At 74.9% G+C, this 14,689-nt stretch carries 12 protein-coding genes; 6 read left to right on the forward strand and 6 right to left on the reverse strand.

The window, feature by feature from the left end:
• Positions 1 to 64 precede the first annotated feature (64 nt).
• Together RM779_RS04515 and RM779_RS04520 are read left to right on the forward strand one after the other, a co-directional pair.
• Positions 65 to 640, forward strand: a complete 576-nt coding sequence (locus tag RM779_RS04515) for a hypothetical protein (protein WP_311616017.1) — start codon at positions 65 to 67, stop codon at positions 638 to 640.
• Positions 641 to 879: 239 nt separating this feature from the next.
• Positions 880 to 3,774: an AfsR/SARP family transcriptional regulator gene (locus RM779_RS04520; RefSeq protein WP_311616019.1), complete on the forward strand. Its 2,895-nt coding sequence runs from the start codon at positions 880 to 882 to the stop codon at positions 3,772 to 3,774.
• A gap of 62 nt (positions 3,775 to 3,836) precedes the next feature.
• On the opposite strand, the gene RM779_RS04525 is transcribed toward RM779_RS04520, so the two are convergent.
• A complete protein-coding gene (locus RM779_RS04525; RefSeq protein ID WP_311616021.1) occupies positions 3,837 to 6,182 on the reverse strand; it encodes a serine/threonine-protein kinase in 2,346 nt (781 codons plus the stop codon).
• Positions 6,183 to 6,410: 228 nt separating this feature from the next.
• Here RM779_RS04525 and RM779_RS04530 point away from each other — a divergent pair, with 228 nt between their 5' ends.
• Together RM779_RS04530 and RM779_RS04535 are read left to right on the forward strand one after the other, a co-directional pair.
• A complete protein-coding gene (locus RM779_RS04530) occupies positions 6,411 to 7,061 on the forward strand; it encodes a TetR/AcrR family transcriptional regulator (protein ID WP_311616023.1) in 651 nt (216 codons plus the stop codon).
• Positions 7,062 to 7,160: 99 nt separating this feature from the next.
• On the forward strand, positions 7,161 to 8,297 hold the full coding sequence (locus RM779_RS04535) for a flavin-containing monooxygenase (protein WP_394813218.1): 1,137 nt from the start codon (positions 7,161 to 7,163) through the stop codon (positions 8,295 to 8,297).
• Positions 8,298 to 8,469: 172 nt separating this feature from the next.
• On the opposite strand, the gene RM779_RS04540 is transcribed toward RM779_RS04535, so the two are convergent.
• The gene (locus tag RM779_RS04540; protein WP_311616027.1) at positions 8,470 to 8,946 is read right to left on the reverse strand and encodes an ATP-binding protein; all 477 of its coding nucleotides are present in this window, start codon (positions 8,944 to 8,946) and stop codon (positions 8,470 to 8,472) included.
• 198 nt (positions 8,947 to 9,144) lie between these two features.
• The gene (locus RM779_RS04545; RefSeq protein ID WP_077060851.1) at positions 9,145 to 9,519 is read right to left on the reverse strand and encodes an STAS domain-containing protein; all 375 of its coding nucleotides are present in this window, start codon (positions 9,517 to 9,519) and stop codon (positions 9,145 to 9,147) included.
• A 220-nt stretch (positions 9,520 to 9,739) separates the two neighbouring features.
• On the opposite strand from RM779_RS04545, the gene RM779_RS04550 reads away from it, so the two are divergent.
• Entirely contained in the window at positions 9,740 to 10,309 is a 570-nt protein-coding gene (locus RM779_RS04550) for an RNA polymerase sigma factor (RefSeq protein ID WP_311616029.1), read from the forward strand.
• A gap of 149 nt (positions 10,310 to 10,458) precedes the next feature.
• On the forward strand, positions 10,459 to 11,598 hold the full coding sequence (locus RM779_RS04555) for a zf-HC2 domain-containing protein (protein WP_311616031.1): 1,140 nt from the start codon (positions 10,459 to 10,461) through the stop codon (positions 11,596 to 11,598).
• A gap of 15 nt (positions 11,599 to 11,613) precedes the next feature.
• Here the strand turns inward: RM779_RS04555 and purU are convergent, their stop codons facing one another.
• Genes purU through RM779_RS04570 form a run of 3 tightly spaced genes read right to left on the reverse strand, consistent with a single transcriptional unit; the run spans position 11,614 to position 14,604 of the window.
• Positions 11,614 to 12,495: a formyltetrahydrofolate deformylase gene (gene purU, locus RM779_RS04560; protein WP_311616033.1), complete on the reverse strand. Its 882-nt coding sequence runs from the start codon at positions 12,493 to 12,495 to the stop codon at positions 11,614 to 11,616.
• Between the two features lie 25 nt (positions 12,496 to 12,520).
• Entirely contained in the window at positions 12,521 to 12,967 is a 447-nt protein-coding gene (locus RM779_RS04565; protein ID WP_311616035.1) for an SCO4402 family protein, read from the reverse strand.
• 50 nt (positions 12,968 to 13,017) lie between these two features.
• Positions 13,018 to 14,604, reverse strand: a complete 1,587-nt coding sequence (locus RM779_RS04570; RefSeq protein ID WP_311616037.1) for a hypothetical protein — start codon at positions 14,602 to 14,604, stop codon at positions 13,018 to 13,020.
• Positions 14,605 to 14,689: the final 85 nt, after the last annotated feature.

The following is a 14,689-nucleotide window of genomic DNA, read 5'->3' on the forward strand; positions in this document are numbered from 1 at the left end:
GCGAAGGGCACGTAGCGTCGGAAGACGAGCCGGAGTATCACAGCCACACCGAGGGAGGCTCGAAATGTGGCGTAACGCACTTGGGTCCGTGCTCGCCGCCATCGCCGCTGCGGCGGCCATCGTCAGTGTTTTCTTCAACTGGTACGGCGGCCGCGACGGACAGCACATCAAGTGGCCATCACTGTTCACCGGGGACGGGGTTACCACCGGTAACGCCAACCTGTTCACGGGCATGTTCCTGCCGATGCTGGTGGCCGCCGCGCTGACGGCGGCGGGCATCCTGCTGCGCTCGCGGCTGCTGATGCTCCTCGCGGGCATCTGCGCCCTGGGCTTCACCATCCTGTGGCTGGTGCGCCAGTACCAGGTGAACGACAGCCTGATCGTCGGAGCCGGCGGCATCAAATGGGCCGTCGCCCTGCCGCTGGCGGCCGGTCTGGTGATGCTGGGCAGCGCGGCCGGGATGGCGGGCCGGCACCTGCGCGAACGCGAGCACGCCCCCGCGGAGGGCCGCCGTGCCCACGCGGGCCGCGGGCACCGCAGGGAGGCCGAGCCGCACCGTGGCGGCGACGTCCACCAGGGTCCGTGGCCGCGCGACCGCGAGGAGCCGCGCGAGGGCGAACGCGGTCGCGACGTGGCCTGAGCACACCCGCGACACGGTGTGACGCGTGCGATGCGGCACGTGACACGCCACCGCGGGGGAGGCGGCCCTTCGGGGAAGCCGCCACCCCCGCGGACGCGGTCGCGCGTCGCCCGCGCGGCCCCCGCGAAGGCGGGGGAACGCGCTCTCGCTGGACAGGCGGGCGGCTCCGGCTGAGATCATGCTGATATGCCACTGAGCCGGGTGCCGCGGGCCGGACGGCGGGGACGGGGGGAATGCGCGTGAACGGGGTGGAGTTCCGACTCCTCGGCGCCGTCGGCGTTTGGCAGGGCGCGCGCCTGGTCGGTCCGCACACCGCGCAGCAGCGCACCGTGCTGGCCATGCTCCTGCTGGAGCCGGGCCGCGTGGTCTCCATGGACCGCCTGGTCACCGCCCTGTGGAACCGGCAGCCGCCGGCGTCCGCCCGCAACGCGGTACAGGGCTGCGTCTCGCGGCTGCGCCGCACGCTGGCCCAGCTGTCCGGCGTGGAGGCCGAGCTGACGACCTCGGCGCAGGGCTACTGCCTGTGGGTCGACCGCGATCTCGTCGACCTGCACCGGTTCCGCCACCTCGTCCACCGGGCGCAGCGCAGCGAACCGGCGCTCGGGCACGAGCTGCTGGGGCGCGGGCTCGCGATGTGGCGCGGCACGGCGCTGACGGACGTGGCGGGCGGCTGGCTGCCCGAGGCGGTGGTGCCCGCACTTGAGGAGGAACGGCTCGCCGCCCAGGAGGAGCGCGCCGCACTGGACTTGACGCTCGGCCGCCCGCAGGACGCGGCCGCCGGCCTCTCAGGGCTGGTGGCGGCCCATCCGATGCGGGAGCGGCCGGTCTCGCTGCTGCTGACCGCCCTGCACCGAACGGGGCGGCGGGCGGAGGCACTCGCGCTGTTCCGCCGGGTGCACGACCAGTTCGCCGACGAACTGGGCATCGAGCCGGGCGAGGAGTTGCAGCGGGCGCACCAGGCGGTGCTGCTCGGCGAGGACACCGGCGGGGCAGCGCAGGCGTCCCCGCCCGGCGAGCCGTCGCGGGCGGCCGAGGAGCCCGGGGCCCCTGCCATCGCGGTGCCGCGTCAGCTGCCGCCCGACGTCGAGCACTTCACCAGCCGCACGCACGAGCTGGACGCGCTCGACGCGCTGGCGCGCAAGGGCCGGGGCGGCGGCGGGGCGCCGGTGATCTGCGTGATCGCCGGCACCGGCGGCGTGGGCAAGACCGCGCTCGCGGTGCACTGGGCGCACCGGGCGCGCGACCTGTACCCCGACGGTCAGCTCTACGTGAACCTGCGGGGGTTCGGCCCCACGGACGCGGCGATGACGCCGGCCGACGTGGTGCGGGTCTTCCTGGACGCGCTCCAGGTGCCTGGCGACCGGATTCCGGCGGCGTTCGAGGCTCAGGTGGGGTTGTTCCGCGGGCTGCTGGCGGACCGGCGCATGCTGATCGTGCTGGACAACGCGCGGGACGCCGAGCAGGTGCGCCCGCTGCTGCCGACCTCGCCGGGATCGCTGGTGCTGGTCACCAGCCGCAACGAGCTGACCGGCCTGGCCGTGACCGAGGGCGCCCACCAGCTGCCGCTCGACCTGCTGTCGGCCGTCGAGTCCCGCGAGCTCCTCGTCCGCCGCCTCGGCTCCCGCGAGTTCGCCGCGCGGCAGGGCACGGTCGACGATGTCATCGCGATGTGCGCGGGTCTTCCGCTGGCCCTGGCCATCGTGGCGGCGCGCGCCGCGACGCAGCCGGGGCTGCCGCTGACCACGCTGCGCGGGTGCAAGGCGGACGACGAGCTGGAAGCCGGCGACGGCCTCGACGTGTTCGAGAGCGGGGACCCCAGCACGGATGTGCGCACGGTGTTCTCGTGGTCCTACCGGGCGCTGAGCCCCGCGGGGGCGCGGGTCTTCCGCCTGCTCGGGCTGGTGGACGGCCCGGACATCACGCTGCCCGCCGCGGCCAGCCTGGCCGGGCTGCCCGTGGCGCACACCCGTCGGCTGCTGTCCGAGCTGCTGCGCGCCCATCTGGTCGGGCAGCGTGTGCCGGGCCGCTACAGCAGCCACGACCTGCTGTGGACGTACGCCCGCGAACTCGCCCTGGAGCGCGACGGCGAGGCGGAGCGGCGCGAGGCACTGCACCGGCTCCTGGACCACTACGTGCACAGCGCCGTTCCCGGCGACGCCCTGCTGAACCCGGCGGTGACGGCGTCGATCGACCCGGCGCCCGCGCTGCCGGGCGTCACCGTGACGCGGCCGGCCGAAGTGACGCGGGCCAGGGCCTGGTTCGCCGGTCAGCTGCCCGCGCTGCTGGCCGCGGCCCGGCAGGCCGCGCACCACGGCTTCCACGCCCATGCCGCGCAACTCGCCCACGCCAGCCGGGCGTTCCTCTTCCAGGAGGGGCACGCCCAGCACCAGGTGACGATGCACAGGATCGCGCTCGACGCGGCGCGGCGCATCGACGACCTGCCGGCACAGGCCCTGTCGCATATCGGGCTCGGCCAGGCGTACTACCGGATCGGCGACTACGCCGGCACCGAGGAGCACGTGTCCCTGGCGCTGCGGATCTACGAGGAGCAGGACGACGTCACCGGGCAGGCACGGGCGCACACCCACCTCGGCTACCTGAGGCACCAGCAGGGCAAGCACCGGGAGGGCCTGGAGCACGCGACCAGGGCGCTGGACCTGCACCGGGCCTCGCGGCACCGGGTCGGTGAGGCGCAGGAGCTGAACAACATCGGGTGGTTCCACGCGGTGCTCGGCGCGTACGAGGAGGCGCTGCGCTACTGCGAGAAGGCCCTGGCGATGCACCGGGCGCTCGGCAACGCGGGCGGCGAGTCGTCCACGTTGGACAGCCTCGGGCTCATCCACCACCGCCTCGGCGACCACGAGCGGGCCATCTCCTACTACGAACGGGCGCTGGTGTGGCGCACCGACCGCGAGCGGGTCAGCGGGGCGGAGACCCTGACCCGCCTCGCCGAGGCCCAGGCCGCCGCCGGGCGCCCCGCGGAGGCACGCCGTTCGCTGCGGCGGGCCCTGGACATGCTCGACGAGTTTGCCCACCCCGACGCCGAGTCCGTACGCACCCGCCTGGCCGAGCTGGACACCCCCGCCCCGCGGAACGCCCCTGCCTCCACGGCCGGACCCGGCCGCCGAAGATGAACGGCGCGACCCGACCGCCGCGCGGGGTTGGTGAAGCCGGCCGCCGCTCCGGCGGGCCAGGACTATGCGGACTGGCGGGTGCCGCGGGCCGCGTCGAGGGCGTACACGCAGTGGTCCTTGCTGCACGCGAAGACCATGCCGCCCTCGGCGGCCGGGGTGCCGGTGATGGCGCCGCCCGTCTCCAGCTTCCAGCTCAACCGCCCGCTGACCGCGTCCAGCGTGTAGAGGCAGTGGTCCTCGGAGCCGAAGTGCAGCCGCCCCCTGGTGACGACCGGGGAGCCGACGATCGTGTCGCCCGCGGCGAACCGCCAGCGCGGCGTGCCGCTGACCGCGTCCAGCGTGTACATCGCGCTGCCGCCGCCGAGGTGCACCATGCCGTCCGCGACCACCACCGGCTCCACGGACTGCCTGGCCTCGGTGGCGATCCGCCACCGGTCGTCGCCTGTGGCCACGTCCAGCGCGTAGACCGTGCCGAGGTAGTCGGTGAAGTACACGCCCGCGGAACGGGTGTTCGGCGACTGGTACGTGGCCGGGCACAGGATCGCCGCGGGCGCGTCGAACCGCCAGCGCTCCGCGCCGCTCGCGGCGTCGAGCGCCAGCACGCGCGAGCCCGCGCACACGAGCACGAGGCCGTCGTCGGTGGGCGTGACCCGCACGGGAACGCCGCCGGTCACCGAGGTGTCGCCGACGGGGTGGCGCCACAGCTCGGCGCCGGTGCGGGCCTCCAGCACGAACAGCTGGCCCTCGCCCCAGGCATAGACGACGCCGCCGTGCACCACGGGCGCCGCGTCGTGCGTCTCGAAGTCGGCCTGGGCACCCGACAGCTCCCACAACTGCTCGCCGGTGCCGGACTCCCACGCCTGCACGCCGCCGCCGCGCGTCGCGGTGACGACGGTGCCGCGCTCGGCGCGCAGCGCGTAGATCCAGGTGTCGGTGGGAATCCGCCATCGGTCGGAGCCGTCGGTGGCGTCGAGCGCGTACAGGCTCGGGCCGTCGGAGGCCAGCACCCGGCCGCCGGTGACCGCCATGGACCAGGCGACCTCCCGCGTCTTGAACTGCCGCCGCCCGCTGGCCACGTCCAGGGCGTGCACCTCGAAGGAGGTGACGTACAGGAGCCCGTCGCGGACGACGGGCGAGCCCCACAGGTCGTTGTTCATACGGAAGCGCCACGGCCGCCAGCGCGCCGGATCGGCGGTGTGTCCCCGCTGGCCCGGGTGCGCGGTGGAAGGGCTGGCGATGGCGGAGGCGGCGGCGCCGGTGGGCGGGCGCGCCCAGTCCGGCGAGTGCGGCACGAGGTGGTCGCCGGGCGCGGGCGGCTCCCCGCGGTGCGGACCCGGGCCGACGGGCATGCCGGAGCCCGGCAGCCGCACCGGGTCCTCGGCCGCGGGCGGCGGGGGCATCGACGGCGGCATCGAGGGCGGGGCGGGCGGCATGGGCGGTGGCGCGCTCGGGGCGGCGGAGGGCGCCGAGACGGCGGCCGGCTGCGCGTCGGGCGCCGGGGCGGGCGTCTGCGGGGCACGCCCGCGGCGCGACTCGATGAGCGCGACCGCGCCGGGCGGCAGCCAGGCCGAGGCGCTGCCGCTGTCGTCGCTCGCCGCGAACAGGTGGGGGGCCAGCTGCGCCTGGAGGTCGGCGGGCGTGGGCCGGTCCTCCGGCTTGTGCACCATGAGCGACTCGATCATCGGCCGCAGCTCGTCCGGCAGCCCGCTGAGGTCGGGCCGCTCGCGCAGCAGCATGAAGACGGTCTCCACCGGGTTGGCCCCGTGGTAAGGGGGGTGGCCGGTGGCGGCGAAGACGAGGGTGGAGGCCAGGGAGAAGATGTCGCTCGCCCCGTTGACGCTGCGGGAGTCCCTGGCCTGCTCGGGCGACATGTAGGCGGGCGTGCCGACCGCGACGTTGGTCATGGTCAGACGGGTGTTGGACACCCCGGAGGCGATGCCGAAGTCGATGACGCGCGGCCCGTCCTCGACCACGAGCACGTTGGACGGCTTGAGGTCCCGGTGCACCAGGCCCGCGCCGTGGATGGACTGGAGCGCCTCGGCGATGCCGGCGGCCAGCCAGCGCACGCCCTGGGGCGGCAGCGGGCCGCTCTCGGTGACGATCTCTTCCATGGAGGGCGCCGGCACGTAGGCGGTGGCGAGCCAGGGCACGGCGGCCCTGGGGTCGGCGTCGACGACGGCCGCGGTGTAGAAGCCGCTGACCGCGCGGGCCGCCTCGACCTCGCGCGTGAAGCGGACGCGGAACAGCTGATCCTCGGCCAGCTCACTGCGCACCGTTTTGATCGCGACCCTGCGGCCGGACGCCGAACGGGCCAGATACACAAGACCCATGCCCCCGGCGCCGAGCCGGCCGAGCACCTCGAACGGCCCGATCCGGCGCGGATCGTGCTGCGTCAGCTGCTCCACCATGTGCTTGACACCTCCCCGTACGGGCGCTCCTCGACCGCCCCATGCAGCATCTCATTGCCGCGCGCTCGGCGGACCTACGCGTCGATTCTTCCCCCCGCCTACGACAGTGGCGAACCGGGGGCCTGGATTGAGGGAAATGTCGGGAACGGTCCGCGCCGGTCAAGCGGATACCCCCCGATCGGATGCGATCAAATCGCGCCTAGATCACGCGTCGATAAGCTGACTGGCATGACAGGACAGGTGACAACCGTCGACGGCCGGGTCGCCGGCCGACGCGGGCAGGCGACGCGGCAGAAACTCCTCGACTGCCTCGGCAAAATGCTGGGGACTTCTCCCTACCGGGATGTCAGGGTCATTGACGTGGCCCGTAAAGCAGGCACCTCACCTGCGACTTTCTATCAGTATTTCCCCGACGTGGAAGCCGCGGTCCTGGAGATCGCGGAGGGGGCCGTACGCGAGAGCGCCGGCCTTTCCGAGCTCGTCGCGGGCCGTTCCTGGTCCGGCAGGGCGGGCCGCCAGACCGCGGAAGACCTGGTCGAGGGCTTTCTCGCCTTCTGGCGCAAACACGACGCCATCCTTCGGGTCATCGACCTGGGCGCGGCCGAGGGTGACCGGCGTTTCGTGCGGATCAGAACCCGCGTGCAGGGTGCAGTCGTCAAACCACTGACCGAATCCATCGAGAGCGCGCGGGCCAAGGGCCGGGCCGCTGACCAGGGCCCCTCGGCCGCGGCGCTGGCGGGTTCGCTGGTCACCATGCTGGCCGCGGTCTCCTCGCAACCCAAGAGCCTCCAGGCGCTGGGCGCCAAGCAGGCCGACCTGAAGCCGACGCTGACCCTGCTGGTGCACCTGGGCGTCACCGGACGCAAGCCCACGAAGTGAGGGAACGGGCGCCGCCGCCCGGTCCCTGTCCCGGGACGGCCCCCGCGCCCTCCACGGCCCGCCACCCCTGCCGGGGCGGCGGGCCTTCTGCGTATGCTCATGGACATGCCCACGCCGCCTGTGCACATCATCGGAGCCGGACCCGGCGGGCTCGCCACCGCGGCCGCGCTCGCCGACCGCGGGGTCAAGGCCGTCGTGCTCGACAAGTCGGACGACGTGGCCGCCTCGTGGCGCGCGCACTACGACCGGCTGCGGCTGCACACCACCCGGCGCTGGTCGTCCCTGCCCGGCCTGCCGATCCCCAGGTCCGCGGGCCGCTGGGTGCGGCGCGACGACTTCGTCCGCTACCTGGAGGCGTACGCGAGGTACCACAGGATCGACCTGGCCGCGGGCGTGGAGGTCGCCCGCGTGGACCGGCCCGCGCCCGACGGCGACTGGGTGCTGCACGCGAACGGGGGACGCCGCCTGCACGCGTCGGCCGTGGTGGTCGCGACAGGCTTCAACCACACGCCGCGGCTGCCCGACTGGCCCGGCCGCGACACGTTCACCGGCGAACTGCTGCACGCGCACGCCTACCGCTCGCCCGGCCCCTGGCAGGACAGGGACGTGCTGGTCGTCGGAATCGGCAACACCGGCGCCGAGATAGCCACCGACCTGGCCACGGGCGGCGCGGGCCGGGTGCGCCTGGCCGTCAGGACCGCTCCGCACATCCTGCGCCGCGCCACGCTCGGCTGGCCCTCCCAGGCGAGCGCCATCCTGTGCCGACGGCTGCCGGTCCGCCTGGTGGACCGGCTGGCCCGCCCGCTGGAGCGGACGGTGCCCGACCTGACGCCCCACGGTCTGCCGCGCCCGGACACCGGCCTGTACTCGCGGGTGCGGGAGGGCGCCATCCCCGTGCTCGACCCCGGCCTGGTGCGTGCGGTGCGGCGGGGGCAGGTGGAGCCGGTCGGCGCGGTCGAGTCCTTCGAGGGCGAGAAGGTGCTCCTGGCCAACGGCGAGACGATCACCCCGGAGGTCGTCATCGCGGCAACGGGCTACCGGCGCGGCCTCGAACCGCTGATCGGCCACCTCGGGGTCCTCGACGGCCGGGGCCGCCCGCTGGTGCACGGCCGCGACACGCACCCGGCGGCGCCGCGGCTCTACTTCACCGGCTACACCAACCCCATCAGCGGCATGCTGCGCGAGCTGGCCAGGGACGCCCCGCGCATCGCGGCGGCCATCACCCGCGGGGCCTGACCGCGCCCGCGCGGTGGCGCCCCTCCCCGGTCGGGGGAGGGGCGGGTGATCCGCGCTCGCCGAGCCGACGCCTCGACGTCCCCTCGCCACGCACCACCCCGGCCCCGCCCGGCCCCGCCTCCGAGGACCAGCACGGCACCCTTCCCCAGGGTGAGCAGGGCGGCACGTACCGTCAATACCCGGCCGGTACCTGGACGCCCGCCTCGGCCCGCGACTCGGCCACCGGCGGCCCCGCGGACGCGCAGTCCAGCTCGCACCAGACCCGTTTCCCCCGCCCCTCGGCCTGCCAGCCCCAGCGGTCGGCCAGCACGTCGATCAGCTCAAGACCGCGGCCGCCGGTGTCCTCGCCCTCCGCCCGTCTGGGGCGCGGCGCCCTGCTGCTGTCGTCCACCACCTCCAGGCGCACCGGAACGTTCCGCCCCGGGCGCCGTCCGCGCGCGGTCAGCCGGAGCACGGCCGGCCGGCCGGTGTGCACCACCGCGTTCGTCACCAGCTCGGACACCAGCAGCACGAGCGTGTCCTGCTGCGCCTGGTCGGGGCAGGCCGGAGCGGCCTGGCCGCGCTCCAACTGCGCCCGTACCCACCGGCGGGCCCGGCCCACCTCCGCGGGCTCGGGGGCGACCTCCAACTGCTTCTCCAGCTCCTGCACCGTTCACACCATCCGAACCGGGCGGACAAATCCCCTCACACCGAGGCACAACCCCGGCTCATCACAGCATGATTGACGGGCGAGTCGGACAACAAGTGCTTCAGGAATATTCCGGCGCAAAGGAGTAAGCAATCTGCAAACTGTGCGACCGCTCGGCGTGCCGATCGAACACCGTCGAGAAGCGGCCCGACCTGCGGCTCATGCCGTCAGGGGCGCCCCTGCGTCGCTGGTGGCGGCCTCCAGATCGGCGTAGCAGTCGAAAAGACGGCGTACCCCGAGCGCGGCGAGCACGCGGTTGACGTGCGAGCCGTCCGCCGCGCCGCGCGCCGGCAGGATCAGGCGCAGCTCACCGGCGCACGAGCGCATGAGCCGGCGCGCGGCCACCATCACGCCCACCCCGCTGGAGTCGCAGAACAGCACCTCGGACAGATCGAGCACCACCTGCCTGCGGCCGTCGGCCACCGCGTCGTGCACATGCTGGCGCACGGTCGGCGAGGCCGCCATGTCCAGCTCGCCGACGACCCGCAGCACGGTCCACTCCCCCCGCTGCTCCGCCCGCACTTTCAACGCCACGTCCCCGCGGCCCCTCTCCTGCTCGGCTCCTGCTCGGCCGTACCGCTCATACGTTCCTTCTCTGCGCCCTGCCCACTTTCGCGGCCGTCACTCGTCCCCGCCGCCCCGGGCGCCGATTCGTGTGCGGGGGCGCGCACGAACAGCGCCGCACACTACATTTGACGTACGCACGGGGGCGAAGGTTGTCCGCAGCGGACGCGAGGCGGGGATGGGAGGCGGGATGGCGCACGAGACGCCGCCCCACTGGGACCGGAGCATGCGGCAGCGGCTCCGGCGCGGCGAGGCCGCGGCGCTCGCCGAGCTGTACGACCGGTTCGCGTCCCTCGCCTACGGAACGGCCCGGCGCGTGCTCGACGACGAGGCCGACACCGGCGAGGTGACCCGCGAGGTCTTCTCCCTCATCTGGCAGTCGCCGCACGACTTCGACCCGGACAAGGGCCCGATGCGTTCCTGGATCGCCGCCGCGGCCCACCGCCTGGCCGTCGACCGGCTGCGCCGCAGGCCGGGGCCCAGCGGCGCGAGCCCGGCCGAGCAGGCCGAGCTGGTGCGCGCGGCCTCCACCGCGGCCCGCGCCGACTACATCGTCACCGCGATGCCGGCCCCGCTGCGCGACGCACTCGAGCTCACCAGGTTCCAGCGCCAGGACTGCAGGCAGATGGCGGAGCGCCTCGGCATCAGCGAGGCCGAGGCCCGCCGCCGGCTGCGCCTCGGCCTCCAGCTGCTCTCCTCAGCGGCCCGCTACTCCTCCGACGCCGGGCGGCCCGCGGAGCCGGGCAGGGAGCACGCGTGACGACTCCGCCGGAGCCCGGCCCGCGCCGGCCACCGGCGGCCGACGCCCACCGCGTCCCCGCACCACGCGGCCCGATGCCGCCCTCCGCCGACGGCGGGCCAGGCGGCCCACCGCCGGTCCCCCCTCGGCAACGGGAGGCCAGCGAGCCGATGTCCGCTCCCCTGGACGACCGGGATCATCAGGACCTGATGTCGCTGCTCGGCGCCTGGGCGCTCGCCGCCTGCACCCCGAAGGAGGCGGAGCGGGTCGAGGCCCACCTCGGCGAGTGCGGGCGCTGCGCCGAGGAGGCCCTCGGCCTGCGGGACGCCGCCACCCTGCTCGAACCCCAGCGCAGCCTCGACCTCGACCCCGGGCTGCGCACCGCCGTGCTGGCGGACTGCCTGGCCCGCCGCCCCGCGCGGCAGCCGCTGCCGTCGTGGGCCGCACCGTTCGACGCGGAGGCGGCGCGGCTCGACGCGCTGCTCAACGACATGGCCGAGGACGAGTGGCGTACGCCCGTGTCGCTGCGCTGGTTCGCGGACGACCAGTGGTCCTGGCGCCGCACCACGGTGGCCGGCGTGGTGGACCACCTGCTGGCCGGGGACGGGCCGCTGGCCCGCGCCGTCGGCTTGCGGGACCCGGCGGGCGGCCCGCCCGGCCGCCGGCCGGATGCGGGCGACGGGGCGCGCGGCGAGCGCTGCCCGGCGTGGCAGCCGTGGCGCGACCGGACCAGATCGCTGGTGCGGAAGGCGGGCGAGCTGGGCGGCAGGACCGGGGAACGGACGCTGCCGCGCGCGGCGTTCGGCGATCCCGGGCGCTTCCCCGGGGACGGTGACCGGGTGCCGCTGTCCGACGCCTACCTGGACCGGGCGTTCGCCTGCTGGGTGCACGCCGGGGACATCGCCGAGGCGGTGGAGTACCCGTACGCCCCGCCGCACGGGCCGCATCTGCGGCTGCTGGTCGATCTGAACGCGCGACGGCTGCCGGGCAGCATCGCCGGCCGGCGGCGGGCCGGGCTCGCGGTGTCGCCCGCCCGGCTGACCACGGCGGGCACGCCGGGCCGCACGCTGCACCTGGAGGTCGAGGGCGCGGGCGGCGGCCACTGGTACATCCCGCTCGACTCGCCGGTCGCCGGCGTCTCGCGCACGCAGGCGCGGGACGCGGTGGCGCATGTGGCGCTCGACGACGTGGTGTTCTGCCAGCTGGCCGCGGGCCGCACCTCGCCGGAGGACGCGGCCTCGGGCGTCGAGGGCGACCCGGCGGTCATACGCGACGTGCTGAGCGCCGCGGCGGCGCTGTCCCGGCCGTGAGCCGTGAGCCGTGAGTCAGCCGAAGACGACGGTGCGGTGGCCGTTGATGAGGACCCGGCGTTCGCTGTGCCACTTCACCGCGCGGGCCAGGGCCTGGCACTCCACGTCGCGGCCGACCGCGACGAGCTGCTTCGGGGTCAGCTCGTGGCCGACCCGTTCCACTTCCTGCTCGATGATCGGGCCCTCGTCCAGCTCCGCCGTCACGTAGTGCGCGGTCGCGCCGATCAGCTTCACGCCCCTGGCGTGCGCCTGGTGGTACGGCCGGGCGCCCTTGAAGCTGGGGAGGAAGGAGTGGTGGATGTTGATGATGCGGCCCGGCAGCCGCTTGCACAGGTCGTCGGAGATCACCTGCATGTAGCGGGCGAGCACGATCAGCTCCACCCCCTCGTCCTCGACGATCCGCAGCAGCCGCGCCTCCGCCTCCGCCTTATTGTCCGCGGTGACCGGAATGTGATGGAACGGGACGTCGTTGGACGCGGCCAGCTCGGCGAAGTCGGGGTGGTTGGAGACCACGGCCGCGATCTCGACGGGCAGCGCGCCGCTCCGCGCACGGAACAGCAGGTCGTTCAGGCAGTGTCCGAACTTGCTGACCATGAGCAGCACGCGCGTCTTCTCGTCGGCCGGGTGCAGCTGCCAGTCCATGCGGAACGTGTCGCCGACCGCGGCGAAGCTCGCACGCAGCTTCTCCGGCGCCGGCCGGCCCTCGGCCGAGAAGTGCACCCGCATGAAGAACAGCCCGGTGTCCCGATCGCCGAACTGCTGGCTGTCCTCGATGTTGCAGCCGGTCATGAACAGGAAGCTCGACACGGCGTGCACGATGCCGGGCTTGTCGGAACAGGACAGCGTCAGCACGAACTCGGACCGCGCCGCTGGCTGGTCTGGCTGGTCGGTGGTCATGGTGCCCAAGCGTGGCACACCGGCATCAGACCGTGTGCATCGCGGCGGCCAGGTCGTCCAGGGTGCGCGGCGGCACGTCCGGGTCCTCGCCGTCGTTCACCGCGAGCCGCGTGTGCGCCTCGCGCGCCGCGCGCACGGCCTCGGGCCAGCCGTGGTGCTGGAGGTAGTCGGTCACGGGGGCGTCGGCACCGACCTGGTGCATGATCCGCAGCACGCGCAGCACGGCGACGTCCACGAGGGCGGCCTCCTGGCTGTCCCTGAAGACCGTGCCGACGTATTTCTCGGCGGACCAGTTGTCCAGCCAGGTGTCCTCCACCAGCCGGTAGACCGCGTCCGTCACGTCACCGTAGCCGGGCACGCCGGCCACCCAGCACGTCTGGTGGAAGGCGGAGTCGGAGAGCATGTGCAGCGCCGAGCGCACATTGGTGCGCCAGCGCCACCACGGCATGTCGTTGAGCGGCATGCCTGCCATGGTGGAGGAACGGCGGGCGTGACGGGAAGACTTTTCGGTGCTTTGTGCGCTCACAGTTGCGTCGCCGCCCGTTCGGGCAGGCCGTGTTTCCTGGCCAGCGGGTTCCACAGCTCGGCCGCGCGCTCCTTCGCCGACGTCGCCCGGCCGCTGGCCGCGTCGCCGTTCGACGCCCGGTCGGTGTGCCGCGCCTGTCCGCCCCGGCAGACCTGCGGATCGTTGCCCGCCTGGTCGGCCCAGGCCGCGTAGTGCTCGTCGGCCTCCGCCGAGGCGTGCCACGCCTCGCTGAGCGACTGGGCGAGCGCCTCCCCCTCGGGCAGCTGGTCGAGCGCGAGCCCGTCGAGACGCGTGACGAGGCCGTTGCGCTGCTCCGCCGCGGCGCGCAGATCTTCCGCGGCGCGGTCGAGGTCGCGGCAGGCCCTGATGCTGGTGACGGACTCGATGACCGCGTCCCTGCTGTCGTTGCTGTCCGCGAGCAGCGCGGACAGCGCCTCGGCCTGCTCGGCCTCGGCGTCCGCCGCCTCCCCGGCGCCGCCGTCCGACCCCTCCGCCGTGCCGTTCTCCGGCTCCTTCTCCCCGGCCGCCTCCGGCTCCGTGGTCTCCCGCGTGTCCCCGCCGTCGTCGTCGCCGCCGCTGAGCGCGGCCCCCGCGATCAGGCCGACGAGCGCACAGCCGACGACGACCGCGGCCGCCACCACGGCGGGGGAACGGCGCCGCGGACCGCCGGTGGACCGCCGCCCGCCGCCACCGCCGCGCGGTGGTGGCGGCTCCTCGGCGACGGCCGCCGACCGGAAGAGACTGTCGAAGTCGCCGGGCACGCGCGGCATGGACTGGGTCGGCTCGGCGTCGCCCCGCGGGGGCGCGGCCGGTCCCGGCCTGCCGTGCCCGGGGCCGGCGGGCGCCGGCCGGGCGGGCGCGGGGCCGCGGTAGGCGCGCAGCTGCGTGGTGGCCTCGGGGTCCCCGGCCGCGGGAACGGGCGGGATCAGCTGGGTGGCACTTTCCGAACCATCCCCGGGAACCGGCGGGATCAGCTGCGTCGCGCTCTCCGAACCATCCCCGGGAACCGGCGGGATCAGCTGCGTCGCGCTCTCCGAACCATCCCCGGGAACCGGCGGGATCAGCTGCGTCGCACTCTCCGAACCGTCCCCGGGCGGCGCGGTCGGGCGGGCCGGGGTGCCCTGGGCGGGCAGCGCCCTGATCCGGGCGGTCGTCTCCACGGCCGGGATCTGCTGGGTCGCGTCGCCGTGGGCGGCGGCCGGGGCGGGCCGGGCGGGCGGCGGTGCCGCGGGCATCGGCGGCGTCGGCGACTGCGGCAGCGCCGGGGCCTGCGAGGCCGCGGGCGTCTGCGGCGGCGCGGGCATCTGCGGCGGTGCGGGGGCTTGCGGCGGTGCGGGGGCTTGCGGCGGTGCGGCGGGTCCTGCGGCGGGGAACGGCGGGGGCGGGCCGGGCACGGCGGCCTGCCGCGGCGGCCCGGCCGCGTCCGGGCCCCACGGCTGGCCCCAGGGCTGACCGGGGAGCGGGGCGGCGACGGTGGCGTCCTGACCGCGCTGCGGGGCGCTGGAGTCCCATGCCTCACTGCCGTCCGACGGCAGTATCACGCCCTCACGGGGTTCGTTGTCCCGTCCGTTGTGGCTGGTCACGCGGGCTCCTCGTCACTCAACGCCGTTCGCCGGGCCACGCTACCGGCCCTACAGGAGACTCGCGGTGCCACCTCCCGGCGTCAAG

The organism is Streptomyces johnsoniae, assembly GCF_031845565.1.
Taxonomy (GTDB): domain Bacteria; phylum Actinomycetota; class Actinomycetes; order Streptomycetales; family Streptomycetaceae; genus Streptomyces; species Streptomyces johnsoniae.

Bases quoted from the DNA above. Each gene is read 5' to 3' on its own strand.
- RM779_RS04550 (WP_311616029.1), top strand. From the start codon at position 9,740: ATGGCGCACGAGACGCCGCCCCACTGGGACCGGAGCATGCGGCAGCGG.
- purU (WP_311616033.1), bottom strand. From the start codon at position 12,495: ATGACCACCGACCAGCCAGACCAGCCAGCGGCGCGGTCCGAGTTCGTG.
- RM779_RS04525 (WP_311616021.1), bottom strand. From the start codon at position 6,182: ATGGTGGAGCAGCTGACGCAGCACGATCCGCGCCGGATCGGGCCGTTC.
- RM779_RS04565 (WP_311616035.1), bottom strand. From the start codon at position 12,967: ATGGCAGGCATGCCGCTCAACGACATGCCGTGGTGGCGCTGGCGCACC.
- RM779_RS04555 (WP_311616031.1), top strand. From the start codon at position 10,459: ATGTCCGCTCCCCTGGACGACCGGGATCATCAGGACCTGATGTCGCTG.
- RM779_RS04535 (WP_394813218.1), top strand. From the start codon at position 7,161: ATGGACATGCCCACGCCGCCTGTGCACATCATCGGAGCCGGACCCGGC.
- RM779_RS04530 (WP_311616023.1), top strand. From the start codon at position 6,411: ATGACAGGACAGGTGACAACCGTCGACGGCCGGGTCGCCGGCCGACGC.
- RM779_RS04515 (WP_311616017.1), top strand. From the start codon at position 65: ATGTGGCGTAACGCACTTGGGTCCGTGCTCGCCGCCATCGCCGCTGCG.